Annotated in this window: 11 protein-coding genes; 6 read left to right on the top strand and 5 right to left on the bottom strand. The window is 42.8% G+C overall.

From position 1 onward, the window contains the following. Positions 1 to 12 precede the first annotated feature (12 nt). Together lpdA and K8P02_RS18300 are read right to left on the bottom strand one after the other, a co-directional pair. A complete protein-coding gene (gene lpdA / locus K8P02_RS18305; RefSeq protein ID WP_025866638.1) occupies positions 13 to 1,356 on the bottom strand; it encodes a dihydrolipoyl dehydrogenase in 1,344 nt (447 codons plus the stop codon). Positions 1,357 to 1,375: 19 nt separating this feature from the next. Then, on the bottom strand, positions 1,376 to 1,774 hold the full coding sequence (locus tag K8P02_RS18300; protein ID WP_025866637.1) for a PH domain-containing protein: 399 nt from the start codon (positions 1,772 to 1,774) through the stop codon (positions 1,376 to 1,378). A 106-nt stretch (positions 1,775 to 1,880) separates the two neighbouring features. On the opposite strand from K8P02_RS18300, the gene nadB reads away from it, so the two are divergent. Beyond that, complete coding sequence (nadB, locus tag K8P02_RS18295) at positions 1,881 to 3,452, top strand: L-aspartate oxidase (protein ID WP_002558477.1); 1,572 nt, start codon at positions 1,881 to 1,883, stop codon at positions 3,450 to 3,452. Positions 3,453 to 3,581: 129 nt separating this feature from the next. Here the strand turns inward: nadB and K8P02_RS18290 are convergent, their stop codons facing one another. The 3 genes from K8P02_RS18290 to K8P02_RS18280 form a co-directional block, all read right to left on the bottom strand. Further along, entirely contained in the window at positions 3,582 to 4,448 is an 867-nt protein-coding gene (locus tag K8P02_RS18290; RefSeq protein WP_025866636.1) for a T9SS type A sorting domain-containing protein, read from the bottom strand. Positions 4,449 to 4,488: 40 nt separating this feature from the next. Then, positions 4,489 to 5,724 (bottom strand): glycoside hydrolase family 88 protein, encoded by a 1,236-nt coding sequence (locus tag K8P02_RS18285; protein WP_025866635.1) that lies wholly within the window; start codon positions 5,722 to 5,724, stop codon positions 4,489 to 4,491. Between the two features lie 123 nt (positions 5,725 to 5,847). Further along, on the bottom strand, positions 5,848 to 6,954 hold the full coding sequence (locus K8P02_RS18280) for an alginate lyase family protein (RefSeq protein ID WP_025866634.1): 1,107 nt from the start codon (positions 6,952 to 6,954) through the stop codon (positions 5,848 to 5,850). Positions 6,955 to 7,318: 364 nt separating this feature from the next. On the opposite strand from K8P02_RS18280, the gene K8P02_RS18275 reads away from it, so the two are divergent. The 5 genes from K8P02_RS18275 to K8P02_RS18255 all read left to right on the top strand — a co-directional run bounded on the left by K8P02_RS18275 (position 7,319) and on the right by K8P02_RS18255 (position 17,807). Further along, complete coding sequence (locus K8P02_RS18275) at positions 7,319 to 8,257, top strand: T9SS type A sorting domain-containing protein (protein ID WP_025866633.1); 939 nt, start codon at positions 7,319 to 7,321, stop codon at positions 8,255 to 8,257. Beyond that, a complete protein-coding gene (locus K8P02_RS18270; RefSeq protein WP_223381634.1) occupies positions 8,254 to 10,641 on the top strand; it encodes a polysaccharide lyase family 8 super-sandwich domain-containing protein in 2,388 nt (795 codons plus the stop codon). Before K8P02_RS18275 ends, K8P02_RS18270 begins: the two co-directional genes overlap by 4 nt. 328 nt (positions 10,642 to 10,969) lie before the next feature. After that, a complete protein-coding gene (locus K8P02_RS18265) occupies positions 10,970 to 12,787 on the top strand; it encodes a glycoside hydrolase family 35 protein (RefSeq protein WP_007483062.1) in 1,818 nt (605 codons plus the stop codon). Between the two features lie 220 nt (positions 12,788 to 13,007). Continuing rightward, positions 13,008 to 16,094 carry a SusC/RagA family TonB-linked outer membrane protein gene (locus tag K8P02_RS18260; protein ID WP_025866632.1) on the top strand — a complete coding sequence of 1,029 codons (3,087 nt, stop codon included), beginning with the start codon at positions 13,008 to 13,010 and terminating at the stop codon, positions 16,092 to 16,094. A 6-nt stretch (positions 16,095 to 16,100) separates the two neighbouring features. After that, positions 16,101 to 17,807 (top strand): RagB/SusD family nutrient uptake outer membrane protein, encoded by a 1,707-nt coding sequence (locus K8P02_RS18255; RefSeq protein ID WP_007483058.1) that lies wholly within the window; start codon positions 16,101 to 16,103, stop codon positions 17,805 to 17,807.

Here is a 17,807-nt window from a genome sequence, read left to right as displayed (position 1 = left end):
TTAGTTTCTTAATCACAGGGCTTCCCTGAATATTTCGGCTACTGTGGGGTGGGGGAATACAATCTTCTTCCACTCCGTAGTAGTCAGTTTCAACTCTACTGCCATGCCGGCAAGGGTGATAATTTCGGAAGCAGGATTACCAAGTACATGGGCACCCAGGATCGTTTTATCCTCACCGATCAATAGTTTGCACATACCGTTCACACCTTCATTTTCAGCAACAAAACGGCCTGAATACGCCATGGGTAATTTAACAATGTGATAGGGAATACCTTTTGCCAACAGACTTTCTTCAGTATGCCCCACTCCGGCAATCTCCGGATTGGTATATACTACACCGGGGATGGCACGATAACTCATCACATCGTCCCTACCAAGAATGGTATGTACGGCTACTTCTGCTTCGCGAACCGCCGTATGGGCAAGCAGCGAAAAGCCTGTAAGGTCACCACAGACATATACACCCGGTTCGGAGGTCTGCATTTTAGAATTAACGGAAACGTTCCCGCGTTCCGTCAATACTAGTTTCAGATTTTCGAGTCCGAAACCTTTGGTGACAGGGCGACGGCCTACACTCATCAGTAGCTTTTCCGCAATCACACTACCGGAGCCTTCGGCATTCTCATAAGAGACTACAGCTTCTGTTTCATTTTGCGACAGAGAAATAACCTTCGTGCTCAGGAGGAATCGGATACCTCGTTTCGCATATTCGGCACGAAGCAAGGCAGAAAGTTCTTTATCCATTCCGTTCAGTATCTCATCCAGCATTTCTATCACTGTCACCTGTACACCAAGGCTATTGAAGAAAGAGGCAAACTCCATTCCGATAACACCACCGCCAACGATAGCCAGTGAAGCAGGTAATTCTTTGTTATCAAGCGCATCGCGATGCGTCCAGTAATTCACCGTATCAATGCCTGCGATAGGAGGAATAAAGGTTTCAGAACCGGTACAAAGTATCAGATTCTCACATTCGTAAGTCTCTTCACCACAACGAACCGTGTTCTTATCCACAATCTGAGCCATGCCCTGCACAATCGTTACATTGTTGGAAGTTAGTTTACCTTTCACTCCCAATACCAGTTTACGTACTACTTTACTCTTACGGGCAATTATCTTCGACAAATCAAAAGAGACCTCCGGCACGGTTACAGCATATTTGGAAGCATGTTTCGCTCCGTCATACGTCTTTGCCGAATAGAGCAAAGTCTTGGTAGGAATACATCCTTCGTTAAGACAGACTCCACCTAAATTCTGCTTTTCAAAAAGCAAAACACTCAGTCCGGCTTTGCCGGCTGTTTCGGCAGCTGTGTAGCCCGCAGGACCGCCGCCAATAATAATTACCTGGTATTTCATATGATTCGAATTAGTTCCACTAACCGTTATTTTTTATCTTCTCCAGCCACTCCATAAACTCCCGCTCTTTGACCGGCATCACCGATACAAATTTATCTTTACCGTATTCAATCAATACATATTCGGTTACCGAAAAACGGCCGAACTTCATTGAATGATGCTTTTGCACAGAGATAATATCTTTGAGAGCAATTGTCTTCTTACGTGTAAAGCGTCCGTAAGAAAGAATCAGTTCACCCTGTGACGTGACGGTATAGGTGGTATGAATCACCTGTTCGATCACCACAATGAGCAACAGCATCATAAAAGCAGCAAGCAGAATATACTTACACCACAGGAAGCCAAACGCGTTTGCTCCCAGTACCACCAGAAGAAAATATTGATACCAGGCAATGCGGGCATGGAAAACTCGGTTCATTTTGTCAGATTTTTGCTGCCAAGTTAGCAATTTTATGAATTAATGGCAACGAAAAGTACAATGAAAACAGTTATTTTGTAGTTTTGCGGTAATAAACATTTAGATTATGGTTAAAAAGTTCGATTTCCTCGTCATCGGTTCCGGTATTGCCGGAATGAGCTTTGCTTTGAAAGTGGCACACAAAGGAAAAGTAGCCCTTATCTGTAAGAGCGGTTTGGAAGAGGCAAACACTTATTTTGCACAGGGGGGAGTGGCCTCCGTTACGAATCTCCTGGTAGACAATTTCGATAAGCATATTGAAGACACAATGATTGCCGGTGACTGGATCAGTGACCGTGCTGCCGTAGAAAAAGTTGTACGGGAGGCTCCGGCACAAATCGAAGCACTTATCAACTGGGGAGTGGAATTCGATAAAAACGAAGAAGGAGAATTCGACCTGCACCGCGAAGGAGGGCATTCGGAATTCCGCATTCTTCATCACAAAGATAATACCGGAGCTGAGATTCAGGACAGTCTTATCAAGGCTGTACAACGCCATCCCAACATTACAGTAATCGAAAATCACTTTGCGGTTGAGATATTAACCCAGCATCATCTTGGGGTGACTGTCACACGTCAGACACCGGACATCAAATGTTACGGTGCTTATATCCTCGACCCGAAAACCGGGAAGGTAGATACCTACCTGGCAAAGGTAACGCTTATGGCAACCGGTGGGGTAGGAGCAGTGTACCAGACAACTACCAATCCGTTGGTAGCTACCGGAGACGGTATTGCTATGGTATACCGTGCCAAGGGAACGGTGAAAGATATGGAGTTCGTACAGTTTCATCCTACAGCGCTTTATCATCCGGGCGACCGTCCTTCTTTCCTCATTACCGAAGCCATGCGTGGCTACGGTGCCGTACTCCGTACGATGGACGGTAAAGAGTTCATGCAGAAATATGACCCCCGTCTTTCATTGGCTCCGCGCGATATCGTAGCACGTGCCATTGACAACGAAATGAAAAACCGGGGTGATGACCATGTCTATCTCGACGTCACTCATAAAGATCCCGAAGAGACCCGGAAGCACTTCCCGAACATTTATGAGAAATGCCTCAGCTTAGGTATTGACATTACAAAAGAGTATATTCCGGTTGCTCCGGCGGCCCATTATCTCTGTGGAGGTATCCTGGTAGATCTCAACGCCCAGTCGTCTATCGAACGGCTTTATGCGGTGGGCGAATGCTCTTGTACAGGTTTGCATGGTGGTAATCGCTTAGCTTCAAACTCTCTGATCGAAGCCGTTGTGTATGCCGACGCAGCTGCCAAACATACGTTGGAAGTAGTAGACCAATATGATTATAATCCGGATATCCCGGAATGGAATGACGAGGGTACCCGTTCGCCCGAAGAGATGGTATTGATTACCCAAAGCATGAAAGAGGTGAATCAGATTATGAGTACGTATGTAGGTATCGTTCGAAGTGACCTTCGCTTGAAACGTGCATGGGACCGGTTGGATATCCTTTATGAGGAAACAGAAAGCTTATTCAAACGCAGTGTAGCATCTAAGGAAATTTGCGAGTTGCGTAACATGATTAACGTGGGATATCTCATCATGCGTCAGGCGATGGAGCGAAAAGAGAGCCGCGGACTGCATTATACAATTGATTATCCGCATGCAAAGAAGTAATTTCTAAAAAAATAGTGCATCTTTAATCCTCACAACAAGGCAATATTACTGCCTATTATTGTGGAATTAAAGATGCACATCTTTTTCAATTATCCTGGTTGTATCTTAACACCGTGTCTATAGAGAATCCTATTTAACTACTACCTTACGGGTTACCTCTCCATCGGCTGTCTGCAACTTCACAAGATAAAGTCCGCTACCAAGGTTGATGTTATCAGTTCCACCATTTGCTGCTTTCTGAGCAACTACCGAACCCAAAGTATTGAATACGGTAACCATTCCTTCGGCACCTTCAAAAGAGATACCATTATCGTTAGAGTAAACATTGAAAGTATCCTTAGCAGAAATATTGATGATGCCTACACCTTCGGGAATTTCACCATACCCAACTTCCAGATCATCAATATAACGAATACCGTTACTTCTGAGTTGAATATCAAACGAAGTAAGGTCCAATTTGGCAAGTTCTACATAAATACCATATTGTTTCCATTCGGTAGTAAGCTCCACATAAGGTACATTATCCCAGTTTCCTCCGTTTGACGGATTATATAACTGGCCAGTACCAATATGCATTTTTGTTCCATCTACATCACTTTTTGCCCAAAATGTATAATAAAAATCATCACCTCTATCTATGAAAAACGGATTGGCAATATAATCTTCCGCATATACACTTGTCACCTGTGATACACCTACGTGCCAGCTAAACCAGGTAGACACAATACCTGTAGTAATAATCTTACAAGCCTTGTCAGCTTCCCCATTACGGTTCTCTGCTTTTTCAAAGGTTACCTCTACCTTGTTAGTACCCGAAGTCCAGTTATTATTAGAAGGAGATACCCAGCCGGCAGGTCTTACACCTATCACGTTTTCTTCTGAATCTTTGATGTCCACCCAACTGTCAAAACTGGTATTATACCCGTCCACAAAATACTGTGCATTCATGTTTGCACTTACAAATAATAATGCTACTGCGTAAAATAATTTTCTCATACGAATTGATTTAAAAAGTTAATAATTATAATATTGAAATTCACTTCTTATTGTCGTAATGCTCATACCGGTTCAGAGCTTCCAGAAAGTAGTAATCGGCATAAACCAATGGGACATCAATTTCTTGATTGTGAGGGATACTACCCACACTATGCATCAGGATAAAGTTATTGTTAGTGCCCGGAACTGCCCGGTAAGCCGGTGAAGAGAGTGATTTAAGTATCTTAACGGCTGCATCATAATATGTCTTTTCATTCGGCACATACGTAGCCAGCTCCAGAAAAGCAGAAGCAGCAATAGCTGCCGCCGATGCATCACGGGGAACTACTTTAAAGCGGTTAGGATCATAGGCCCAATCGGGAACATACCCTTCCTGTCCGGCATTAAAGTCCCAGTAAGGAACCCCGTCTTCGGGAAGATTCGGATGATTGAGCCAATAGTCTGCCGTATGTATGGCTATTTCGAGGAATTTCGGATTCTTCGTTTCACGATAAGTCATTGTGTAACCATATATAGCCCATGCCTGTCCGCGTGCCCATGCCGAATTATCGGAGAATCCCTGACAAGTGGCCTGATGAAGAACCTTTCCTGTCAATGTATCATAATCTACTACATGATAATTGCTATAATCTTTGCGCAACTGATTCTTCGCAGTTGTTTCCGCATGGGTAGTGGCTATTTTGGCATATCTTGTATCGCCTGTCACTTTAGAAGCAAAATAGAGTAACTCTAAGTTCATCATATTATCAATAATCACCGGATAGAACCACTCATCTCTCCCATTCCAGGCTTTCCGATAATTCCATGACTTGATACATCCTGTCACCTCACTAAAACGGGTAGTCAGAGAATTGGCAGCTTCTATAATCACATCCTTATATTCTTCTTTACCTGTAAGCCGATACGCGTTACCAAAACTGCAATAGATAAGAAAACCAATGTCATGATGACTTGTCAGCTTTTTCATCGGCTCCAGAGCCTCGGTCCATTTGATAGCACTCTGTTTCCAATTCTCCTCGCGGTTGTGTTCATAGATATACCATAAACATCCCGGATAGAATCCTTCCGTCCAATCATTCTTCGGGGTAGCAATCAACTTTCCATCCTTGCCTATAGTACGCGGATACACAGTAGGTTCGGGAACCGCTTTGAGTTGATTGCTCAAATGTTGTTCGGCAACTAAAAAATCGTCATCAATGAGTGCTTTCTTTTTGTCCGTTTGTACACAAGACATACAAAGAGAACAGCTCAGCAGTAATAGTCCAATAATTCGCATATAGGTTAATGTTTTCGTTATGTATTTTTTCTTTAGTAGTCAAGTAGTTATCACTTCGTTAGTAGTAAGTAGCAGATAGCATCCTACTTAACTACTTTGACTACTTACCATTTAACTACTATTTTACTGTTCTCCAGTACCATAATACCAGCGCAGGTTACTAAGTGTCAGTCGCCAGGTATAAAATGGGTTACCACCACGATATTTCTCAACGGCACGGATAAGGTCATGATCCATTTCAAAAATCTCATCAGCAGCATACATGGTACCACCGGGGTTATAAGGTTTATTATAGTCACTACGCTGCTTATCGGGCGCCCATTCTGTTTCTACGAATTCTAAATGTGGATTCTTAGCCGGATCAAGCAGGTATGGTTTCCAGAAATCAACACTCTTCTTTATTGAAGCTCCCCAATTAACATCCCGTGCATAAAATTCATCGGCCGCTTCATAACCCTCATAACAGGCTATTGCATGACAAATTTCAGCAAAAAACAGTAAGTCGTAAGCATGGTAAGCAAAAGCATCACGTCCTAACAAATCGGTAGTAGTACCATTAGGATATAGATTATTTTTCACCCAGGCAGGATATCTGTTCTTAAAGTAATCTATCACCGTCTTATCATTCAATGCTAAACCATAATGATAGAACTGTTGATGAAGACAAGTTCCCCAGTTATTTTCCCGCAGATCATTATCTTTAATAAATACATTGACACGTTTTCTGAACCAACTGTCTATCTCTTCTCTGTCTTCCTGTGAAATCACATTGCGAATGATACTATATCCTTCTACAGCCGGAGTATAAACACTCTCATGAATATTTGATTTGGACACAGCAACATTTACTTTTCCCCAGGCTTTCAGATATTCAACCGCTTTATTGAGGAATTTCTCTTCCTGCGAGAACGCATAAACAACGCAAAGCTGGTAGATGGCATTCATCTCTCCGGAGATATCTACATTATTGGGATTGTTGGAAGTTGAGACCGCAGTAGTAGTTTTCCTATCATTGTTTACAATACTTTCCGCCGGATTTCTCATCTGCTTAATGTATGCACTCTTAGGAGGATTATTGCCTTTCTTCTCAATATCTTCTTTCATCTTATCATAATGATAACGAGTCATCATCAGATTGGGAAACATCAAATCTACATTATCCGTAGACTGGCCTTTCACGGCAAGCGAACCGCCTACCAACAAAAACAGGAGTAAAATGTGCTTCTTCATCGTCTATTATATTAATGTAACCAATGTGAAATAGTTGTTGTCAACTAATCACAGGAGCAAATGTAGGAAGGATGCTACAAACCAAGGTTGATGTATTGTATCAGCAGTAGTATCGAATTATCTTTCGGACAATATAAACCTATAATACGGATAAAAATGCCCGTATACGGTCATATACACAGAACATGAAGAATAAGTTTCTTCCGGACAAAAGCACAGGGACACTTCAGGTAATATAATCCCCATTTCGTCCAACGGACAATAAAATCATCTATTTCGGACAATAGACAACATCTGATTTTCGCAACATCCCCTACTTTTGTAAGTAGTAAAACAAAATCAGCCTCACAATATTGATTAAATTATGAAAAACAAGATCATTACCTCTGTGCTGTTAGCAGCATCTATCTCTTTCTCCGGTAACATGTCCGCACAAGAACTCTTCCGGGCAGACTTTGAAACCTACGAAACAACTCCTTATTTCTTCCGTTTCGGCAATAAAGGAAAGTTAGGCGATTACAAACCTAAGTCACGCTGGATGTATTCGCATGAAGTAATAGATAATCCGGTACCTTCTGCTGAGGGTAACAACTCAGCCAAAGTATTACGCTACTCTTCCATGGAAGCACGTAATTATGGATTAAAATTCCTGTTTGATACCCCCATTGGCATTGATGACTTAAAAGTAGTAGAGTTTACAATCTATCAACCACTTAATGTGATTGGTAAGGATACGGACGACTTTGAAAATCCCGCCGAAAAACAAGATATCTGTATCAAACTGCTATCTAAGTTCAATACCACAAATGATTTCAGACAGGACGACGGTATACTCCTATATAAATCTGTCTATGAATTTACTACCGAAGGAGAGTGGATAACCTATACGTTCAAGTTCAATAAAACAGAGTACTCCAGCCAGATAAGCAAATTCACAAATGGAGTATTGGGAGTAGCTATCTTACCTACTTATAATTCAAATGTCACGCTGTATGAAGACGAGCAGCACGTTTGTTATATCGACAATATCACAGTCAACCCCGTACCTACCGGTATTAACAACCAGAATACCGAAAAACTGATGATTAACTACAGTAACGGACAACTCATTATTTGCGGTACAGAAAACGGCCCCGCCCGTATAACGGTTTACGACACGAACGGATGTGCGGTAACAACATCAGAAGTCACCGTAGAAAACGGAAAAGCTTCACTAACTTTGCCACTTGATAATAATAAGGTATATTTGGTTAATGTAGTCACACAAAATCAGAGTTATCGCCAAAAGATCAGTAAACTATGAAACGCATACAAACCTGTTTGATACTAATCGGACTGCTGTGTATCAGTAACCTGTATGCAACAGATAATGAAAAGGCAGAAACAATCCGTCGGTTAAGGCAGGAGTTTACAACACATATCAACGGAACTCCTGTAACCACTTATACGCTGCAAGAGTCCTTGGCCCTGATTGACGCAGAAGGCCGTTTTACAGACAAACGTGCAGAAGAAGAGCTAATTATCCGTAATAATTATGCTGCCGGAACTAACATGGCTCACTGTATCCAGATTAATAATCTGACACGGGACTGCTTTGAACGGTTACAGGTTATAGCCGAATCCTATCGCGGGAAGAAGAATCTTGATCCTCAGGATAACGGGGTACAAACCCTTTTACGCGGCATCGCCTTTTACGGTAAAATGGAAAATGAACGTAATAATGACGCTCCCGGACGTTTCCATACTTCCTGCTTTGCCACTCCACGGGCAGCCGTAAAAATCTACTTTGCGCTACTTGACCTGATGGACAGAATCGAAACGGGCGAAGTAAAAGACTCAACAGCCCTTCTGGCACACCAAAAACTATTTGATGTGGGTTTTCAATCGTGGACACAACCCTACAGACACGATGAGACAGACAAAAACGTGGTAAGCGTAGAGAGATTCCGCAAACACGTCTGGTGGGTAGGAGGCAATGCACTCGATTATCGTCCGGTATTGGAGGCAGCTGTCATGATGAGTTCGGTTCCTATGATAGACGTACTCGCCGAAGTAGCCATCCGTTCGCTCTCTGTCGTATCACAAACCACTTATGACGAGGCTTTCTGGACAGAAGGCACCACTGCCGATGGGGCCGGATGGGGGCACGGTAAGCAATGCCTCGTTTGGGGATATCCTATAGATGGACTGAAAGGAACGTTCCGTATACTGAAGTACCTGCAAGGATCTCCGTGGGCCAAGCAACTCTCGCGGGAGAATGTGGAAGTAGTACTCAACTACATCCGCTGCTCTGCCTTTTATCATCATAAAGGCATCATTCCACCACTTGTAGACCGGGGAAATATGACACGCAAAAATAACCGCCGGGGGAATGTACCTTCACATATCCTGGCCAAAACATTACTGGCAGACTGGCATTCGTCACTCACTCCTGAAGAGGTAAACGAACTGAAACAGTTTGTTGATGAATCCTCCCGCCAGGATGTGCAAATGGCTTCGACACCCGATGGATACTACCACGGTACCCGTTATTTCTATAACAATGACGACCTGATAAAGAAAACCAATGATTACTATCTCTTTATCAATATGGGATCTGTACGGGTAGACGGATTGGAGAGTGCTTATCCCGGTGCAGCAGGTTATAACCTCTACAGCGCCGATGGAGTCACTCTTTTCCAACACGATGGAAGTGAGTACCGTAACATCACCGGAGCCATGAAACTTACAGCCTGGCCGGGTGTCACTACACGACAAACGCCTACAGAACTAAACCCAATCGAAAACTGGAGTGGATATACCAGTTCTTATGATTTCGCCGCCGGAGCAACCGATGGTAAAGGAGATTTTGCCACCGGTTTCATCTATCAGAAAATTAATGCGAAGATGAAAGGAGATCCGGATGCCTCGGAAGCCAAAGATGTAAACAAAGACATATACGGCGTACGGGCTTACAAAAGCTACTTTATGTTTGATGATATATTCCTTGCCTTAGGAGCCGGAATCACCAACCTCTCTCCGGAGAAAGAAGGGAATATCACTACCACGATTGAACAGACTTATAGTCCGGTTGCTCCTGAAATAGTAAAGAAGGGAAAAATCAGTTGGATACGCCACGGAGGTTTCACCTACGGAGTAATTCCCCAACAGACTTCAGGTGAAATGAAATGGAACCGCGAAGAACGTGCTACCAATTGGCAAAAACTTTGCAAAGCCAACACAGAACCGGAAACAACAGTACCGGTATTCCAGATGGAAATCGTACACGGACGGGAAATAAAAGATGCTACCTATGCTTATGTAGTAGATTGTAAAGGCGAATTCCCCCAAAAGATACCTGCCATACTGGCTAACAACACCCATCTGCAAGCAGCCGAAAACCCAAAAGGAACAAAGTTAGGAGCCGTTTATTTTGATACCTCCGTTACAGCAAAAGGTAAATTCGGAACATTCAAGGTATCTTCGCCCGCAGCCCTGTTTGCAGAGAAAAAGGATGGAAAACTCATTCTCACAGTAACAGATGCTTTGATGAAAAAGGATCTGAACAGCCTGACTGTATATACCTCTGTGCCCGTCAGAGGTGAAGGAGTCAGCAAACAGTCTAAGAATATCTATGAAATAAAGATTCCCCTACCGGCAGGAGCGCATTGCGGACAACCTGCTACGGTAACATTAGAATTACTCTGACAACTCTATGAATCAACCTGTATGAAACAAACGCACTTTTAAGTGGATTCATTTTCCGCCTTCTGCTCCGGTTTATACACTACTATAAATCAAGAGCAGAAATGCGGAAATTGATATAATGTAAAATCTAACTAAGCAATATTTCAAATTTAGTTCATACTATGACAGCGTTTTATTGAAACGCAAATGATCGCAGATTTTCGCAGATTAAATAGCTGCGCTATATTTGAGCGATGATATGCTTTGCGTAAATCTGCGAGTTTCTGCGTTTCAATAATAATATCATATAATTTCGAAAGATTACTTACCATTAATAAACTATCATTTTATGAAAAAGAAGCTTTTAACTTTTTTAATGGCACTGGCTCTATTAACAGGCGGCGGTGCATTGGTTCAAGCACAGACAAAAGGTACACATTCTTTCCGTCTGGGCGATAATCAATTCTGGCTGGATGATAAACCGTTCCAGATTATCTCCGGCGAGATCCATCCGTCACGTATCCCCGCAGAATATTGGAAACAACGAATACAAATGATCAAGGCAATGGGATGTAATACCGTAGCTTGCTATATCATGTGGAACTATCATGAAAGTGAACCGGGTGTATTCGATTTTCAGACAGGCAATAAGGATCTGGAAAAATTCATCCGGACTGTGCAGGAAGAAGATATGTTCCTTTTATTCCGTCCCGGACCTTATGTTTGCGGTGAATGGGATTTCGGTGGATTACCTGCTTATCTGTTGTCTACACCGGATATAAAAATCCGTTGCATGGACCCACGGTATACTACTGCTGTGGAGCGTTATGCTACTGCAATAGCCCCTATTATCAAGAAGTACGAAGTTACCAATGGCGGCCCTATCATCATGGTACAGGTGGAAAACGAATATGGAAGCTATGGCAATGACCGTACATATATGAAGTGGATTCATGATCTTTGGAGAGACAAAGGTATTGAAGTTCCATTCTACACAGCTGACGGAGCTACTCCTTATATGCTCGAAGCAGGAACACTTCCCGGTGTAGCCATCGGTCTTGACCCGGCTGCTTCAAAGGCAGAATTCGATGAGGCCCTGAAAGTACATCCCGATGCCAGTGTATTCTGTTCCGAGCTTTATCCCGGATGGCTTACTCACTGGCGTGAAAACTGGCAACACCCGTCTATCGAAAAGATTACAACGGATGTGAAATGGCTGCTTGATAATGGCAAATCGTTCAACTACTACGTGATACACGGTGGAACAAACTTTGGATTTTGGGCAGGAGCCAACTCCCCCCAACCCGGTATTTACCAACCGGACGTGACCAGCTATGACTACGATGCTCCTATCAATGAAATGGGACAGGCTACCCCCAAATATATGGCGTTACGTGAATTGACCCAGAAGTACAGTAAAAAGAAACTTGCCCCGATTCCTGCTCCGATCCCTGTCATTACATTTCCTGCAACAGAGACACAGAAATATGCAAGTATCTGGGATAACCTTCCTGCTGCTAAACCAATTGTTCAGCCACTTCCGATGGAAATGATGAATCAATATGAAGGAATGATATTGTATCGTACGAAACTGATTGGTCACAAGAGCGGTACACTCCGTGTAGATGAGGTACACGACTACGCTACTGTCTTTCTGAACGGACGCTACATCGGAAGTATTGACCGTACACTGGGACAACACTCTATTGACCTTCCAGTATCCAATGTAGAAAATCCGGTACTTGATATCCTGGTAGAGAGTATGGGACGCATTAACTTTGCCGCACAGATGATTGACCGTAAAGGTATCACCGACCGTGTCACTCTGAACGGAATGACATTAATGAATTGGGACGCATTTAATATCCCCATGTCTACAGAGTATGTATCCAAACTGAAACAAACCGACACTGTGCGTCCGGGTATGTTCTTCAAAGCCACTGTACAACTGGATAAAGCCGGAGATTGCTACATCGACATGAAAGACTTTACAAAAGGACTTGTTTATGTCAACGGACACAACCTGGGACGCTTCTGGAATGTGGGTCCTCAGTACCGTCTGTATTGTCCGGGAGTCTGGTTGAAAGAGGGTATAAACGAAATCATCGTCTTTGACATGCACCAGACAGAACCAGGAGTAATAAAAGGAGTAAAAACACTGGAATAAAAACAACAAAACCAGGGTGCACCCTGTATAAATTGGCATATTTTGTCTGTAATAGGGGGCATTTTTGTCCGAATACACTATTGTAGCATTCACCAATACACAGAGTGCAGCCTGGTTCAAACCAAATACATTTTATTTGCACAACCGGAATGAGAGATAAACTTCACATCTCCATACCGCAAATTTATCAAGTCATTAATTTTTTAATCTTAGAAAAGCTATGAACACAGAAACGTTACATTTTAAATTTCTAAAAGTGTTTTGCTGTGTATTGCTACTGCAACTGGGATGGAGCCATGCGCTCGGAGCTGTGACAGAAGCAAATCAGACCCGCCAGATACAGGGTGTGATCACTGACAGTCAGGGAGAAACCTTACCTGGCGTAAATGTATTGGTAAAGGGTACATCCATTGGAGCTATCTCCGATATCGATGGTAAATTCACTTTGCAAGTACCGTCACCCAAATCCGTATTGATTATCTCTTATATAGGATATGAAACATACGAAGTGATTGTGGGTAACAAAACATCATTCAACATCGTACTGGAAGACCAGATGAATGCATTGGATGAAGTAGTAGTAGTGGCCTACGGATCACAAAAGAAACAAACGGTAACCGGTGCCGTAAGTATGATGAAAAGCAGTGAACTGGTGGCTGCTCCGGTAGCCAACGTAACCAACACACTGGTTGGTAAATTGCCGGGAGTAGTTACTCAACAGCCGGGTGGACGCCCCGGTGAAGATGCTGCCACTATCCTGATTCGTGGTAAGTCTACCTTCAACGATGCCTCTCCTCTTATTATTATTGACGGTGTAGAGCAAGAATCATTCTCACAGCTTGATGCAAATGAGATTGAGAGCCTTTCCGTATTGAAAGACGCTTCGTCTACTGCCGTATATGGTATCCGTGGTGCAAACGGTGTTATCCTGATCACTACTAAAAGAGGTAAAGAAGGAAAGCCAAAAATCTCAGTTACCGCTAATTGGGGATTACAGCGTCCTACACAGATTCCCGAATTTTTAGGTTCATATGAACACCTGGTACTTCGTAAAAAAGCATGGGAGAATGATGGAAAAGATCCGTTGCAGCAAGATAACGGACTGCTCACAGATGAATCATTAGAAGGTTTCCGATTGGGAGAAGATCCCTATCGTTATCCGGACGTAAACTGGTATGACGAAATGGTAAACAAAAGAGGTGCCCTGCAACAACAGTATAATATCAACATTTCCGGAGGTACCAAAGCAGTGAAATACTTTATCTCACTGGGATACTTGAATCAGGGTGGTATGTTCAAATATACCGACCTGCAGAAAGACTACAATCCTCAGGTGTACTATCGTCGTTTCAACTTCCGTTCAAACATCGATTTAAATATCAACAAGTACCAGACCTTATCTGCCAATATCTCCGGCCGTTCAGGTGAAATGAACGGATTCAAAGGTGCATCAGGCAGTTACTTCCAGGGATTGATCGCCAAAGAACCCTGGAGACATCCTATCTATAATCCGGATGGTTCTATTGCCGCTGTACAAGGTTCGGGTAATCCGCTTACCAGCATTGCATACAGTGGATATGAAAACTCAAAAACTAACTATTACGACATTGTAGGAACTTTGCACAATGACCTGAGCTTTATCACAAACGGCTTGTCATTTGATATGAGTATATCATTCAATAACAATTTCGGCTCAACAAAAAAATATACAGATGGTATTGATACTTATTATTATGAGCCCAACACCGGACGTTATGACCAGTTAGGTGAAGACTCGCCCTTCCGCTTTAGTGAAGATAAAAAGACCGATCCAATGCGACGCACTAACTTACAACTGAAGGTAGGCTACGGACGCAGTTTCGGCAAACATAATATCAACTCCATATTAGTTTACAACCAACAGAAAACAACGAGTGGAAGCAGTATACCAAGTGCGTTGATGGGATATGCCACCCGCGTAGAATATGGTTTTGCCGATAAATACCTGGGTGAAGTCAGCCTGGGATATAATGGCTCAGAAAACTTTGCCAAAGGTCATCGCTTCGGATTCTTCCCATCCGGCTCATTGGGATATGTGATCTCCGAAGAAGCATTTATGGAGAAAGTGAAAAAAGTTATCCCGTATTTAAAGGTAAGAGGTTCAGTGGGTCTGGTTGGTAACGACAAATCAAAAGACCGTTTCCTCTATATGGGTGAGTTTACCGGACAAGGTATATACGCAGGAGGAGGAATTCCCAGCTTTGGTTTCGGTACAACCAATCCTTCAACCAACGGAGGTATCTATGAAAAAAGAAACGAAAATAAACTATTGACCTGGGAAACGGCTTTGAAAGGCAATATCGGTCTGGAAGCCCGTTTGTTCTCAAATGATCTGTTGAGTTTTACAGTAGACGTATTTAAAGAACACCGTAAAGACATTCTTCTTCAGGGACGTTCCACTCCACAAATCATTGGTTTATCCAGCCCTTACCTCAATGTAGGTGAAGTGAAGAACTGGGGATATGAATTTGAACTCTCTCACCGTCACCATATCGGAAAGGTAGACTACTATATCCGTGGTAACTACAGTTTTGCACGCAACGAAGTTATCAATTATGATGACCCTGCAGGAACACCCGATTATCAAAAGATAGCCGGATTCAGAATAGACCAGTTCAGAGGATATCAGGTACTCGGATTTTTCCAGAACGCAGAAGATATTAAAAGCTCACCTGATCAGACAACTTTAGGAGGTCCTATCATTCCGGGTGACCTGAAGTATTGGGACCGTAACGGAGATGGCTCTCTGACAGATGCAGATAAAGTAGCTATCGGCTATTCACGTATACCTGAAATCATGTACTCCATCACTCCGGGTATTATCTGGAAAGGATTGGAAATATCCGTTCAGTTCCAGGGAGCTGCCCATGCTTCTGTATTGTTTGCCGGAAATGCCGGTTATGAATTTGGAGGCGGTGCAGGAGGTGGACAGGTTTCAGAAGTTCACAAGAACTACTGGACTCCCGATAATCCTAACGCAGCGTATCCGTCACTACACATGGCAGCAAAACACAGCAACAAGAACATCAACTCATTCCATTTGAAATCTGCCGATTACATTCGCTTGAAGAACGTGCAGATTACTTACTCATTCCCTTCCAAAATCTATCGTAAACTGGGAATGACAGGACTGAAAGCTTATTTGAATGGAAGTAACCTCTACACATGGTCCAAGATTGACAACTTCGACCCGGAAACTGTAAACAACAGCGGAGAGGTTTATCCGCAACAAAGTGTCTATAATTTTGGTGTAAACATTAACTTTTAATCAATTATGAAAAAACTATTTATCATATATGTAATAGCGGCTTCTATAGGCTTCTCTTCCTGTACGGGATTGTTTGGGGAAGGGCAGCTGGATATGGCTCCGGTAGAAGACATCAATGAGGATAAAATATTTTCGGACTATGCTATGTTCCGTCAATATGCAGATCAGACTTATTCTTATATGCCCGGTCATCTGGGACGTTTGTGGAACTCATTGGTTTCCTCTATGGGAGATGAATCACGTAATAAGGGAGGATGTACCGCTATTTTCAACAACGGAGCATGGGACGGTACCCAAATGGAATCAAGCAACAAAATGTTTGATGCCAATAATGAGATTTCAACTATGTGGCAGAATATGTACATTGGTATCCGAAAAACCAATAAAATTATCGAAAATATAGACAGGATACCTAATTTCCCGTCACAAGAGATCAGAGACCGTTGTCTGGGAGAGGCTTACTTCCTGCGTGCTTTCTTCTACTTCGAACTGATCAAACGTTGGGGAGGTGTACCTATCATTGATCATACATTGACTTTGAATAAAGATAATCTGGACTTACCACGCGACACCTATGAAAAGTGTGTTGAATTTATCGTAAATGATTGTAACACAGCTGCCAATGGCCTACTTCCCCTAAAGTATGCCGATGCAGACAACGGACGCGCTTCAGTAGGAGCGGCAAAAGCGCTGAAATCAAGAGTACTGTTGTACGCTGCCCGCCCCTTGCACAATCCTTCCAACGACATAACAAAATGGGAAAAAGCAGCCAAAGCAGCCAAAGATGTAATCGACCTGAAACTCTATACGCTCTATCCCGATTATGTAAACATGTTCTTCCAGCCGGTTTGCAGCGAAATCATCATGAATCGTCCGCGTATCAAAATGAACTTTGAACAGGGACATACCAACGGAAGTACATTCTGGACTCGTTTCATTGCTACACAAGGATATGACGGATGGGCAGGAGAATGGGTAACTCAAAATATGGTTGACATGTTTGAAGACTCTAAAGGCTATCCAATTACGAATTCTAAGATTTACAAAGACGAAGATCCATATGCAAACAGAGACCCCCGTCTGGATATGTGCGTACTGCGTAATGACCGGTTCTGGTATAATCGTAAACTGGAATTTTGGGTATCAGCCAATGGAAAAGAAACAGGACGTGACAAAGGAACCACTCATATCAATGTATTGGGTTATGCCATAGCCAAATTCTGGCCGGAAGCACATCAACGATATAAAGGTACTTCCACCTACATGAACTATATCTTCTTCCGCTATGCAGAGATTCTGCTGAACTTTGCCGAAGCACAGAATGAAGTAGGAGGTCCGGAAAGTTCACTGGAAGGACTCTCTGTAAGGGACGTACTGACAGAACTCAGAGGACGTGTGGGGCAAGTACCTGTACCGACAGATATTTCGGATACAAAAGAAAAAATGCGTGAGCGTATCTACAATGAACGGAGTGTGGAACTTTGTTTTGAAGAACATCGCTGGTATGATGTACTATCCTGGCATAAAGGAGTAGAATATTTCAATAAAGATATCTATGGTATCCGCGTAGTAAAGAATACAGATGGAACCTTCACTTATTCTCGTGAAAAATATGAAACTCCTACATTCAAAGAACACATGCATCTCTATCCGATACCTAACAACGAAGTATACAAAAGTGCCGTATTGGAACAAAACCCGGGATGGAAATGA

The organism is Bacteroides nordii (genome assembly GCF_019930665.1).
Lineage (GTDB): Bacteria > Bacteroidota > Bacteroidia > Bacteroidales > Bacteroidaceae > Bacteroides > Bacteroides nordii.
Note: the sequence above shows the minus strand (reverse complement) of the source record. Positions and strands in the feature narration are given on the sequence as shown.

Bases quoted from the DNA above. Each gene is read 5' to 3' on its own strand.
- lpdA (WP_025866638.1), bottom strand. From the start codon at position 1,356: ATGAAATACCAGGTAATTATTATTGGCGGCGGTCCTGCGGGCTACACA.
- K8P02_RS18300 (WP_025866637.1), bottom strand. From the start codon at position 1,774: ATGAACCGAGTTTTCCATGCCCGCATTGCCTGGTATCAATATTTTCTT.
- nadB (WP_002558477.1), top strand. From the start codon at position 1,881: ATGGTTAAAAAGTTCGATTTCCTCGTCATCGGTTCCGGTATTGCCGGA.
- K8P02_RS18290 (WP_025866636.1), bottom strand. From the start codon at position 4,448: ATGAGAAAATTATTTTACGCAGTAGCATTATTATTTGTAAGTGCAAAC.
- K8P02_RS18285 (WP_025866635.1), bottom strand. From the start codon at position 5,724: ATGCGAATTATTGGACTATTACTGCTGAGCTGTTCTCTTTGTATGTCT.
- K8P02_RS18280 (WP_025866634.1), bottom strand. From the start codon at position 6,954: ATGAAGAAGCACATTTTACTCCTGTTTTTGTTGGTAGGCGGTTCGCTT.
- K8P02_RS18275 (WP_025866633.1), top strand. From the start codon at position 7,319: ATGAAAAACAAGATCATTACCTCTGTGCTGTTAGCAGCATCTATCTCT.
- K8P02_RS18270 (WP_223381634.1), top strand. From the start codon at position 8,254: ATGAAACGCATACAAACCTGTTTGATACTAATCGGACTGCTGTGTATC.
- K8P02_RS18265 (WP_007483062.1), top strand. From the start codon at position 10,970: ATGAAAAAGAAGCTTTTAACTTTTTTAATGGCACTGGCTCTATTAACA.
- K8P02_RS18260 (WP_025866632.1), top strand. From the start codon at position 13,008: ATGAACACAGAAACGTTACATTTTAAATTTCTAAAAGTGTTTTGCTGT.
- K8P02_RS18255 (WP_007483058.1), top strand. From the start codon at position 16,101: ATGAAAAAACTATTTATCATATATGTAATAGCGGCTTCTATAGGCTTC.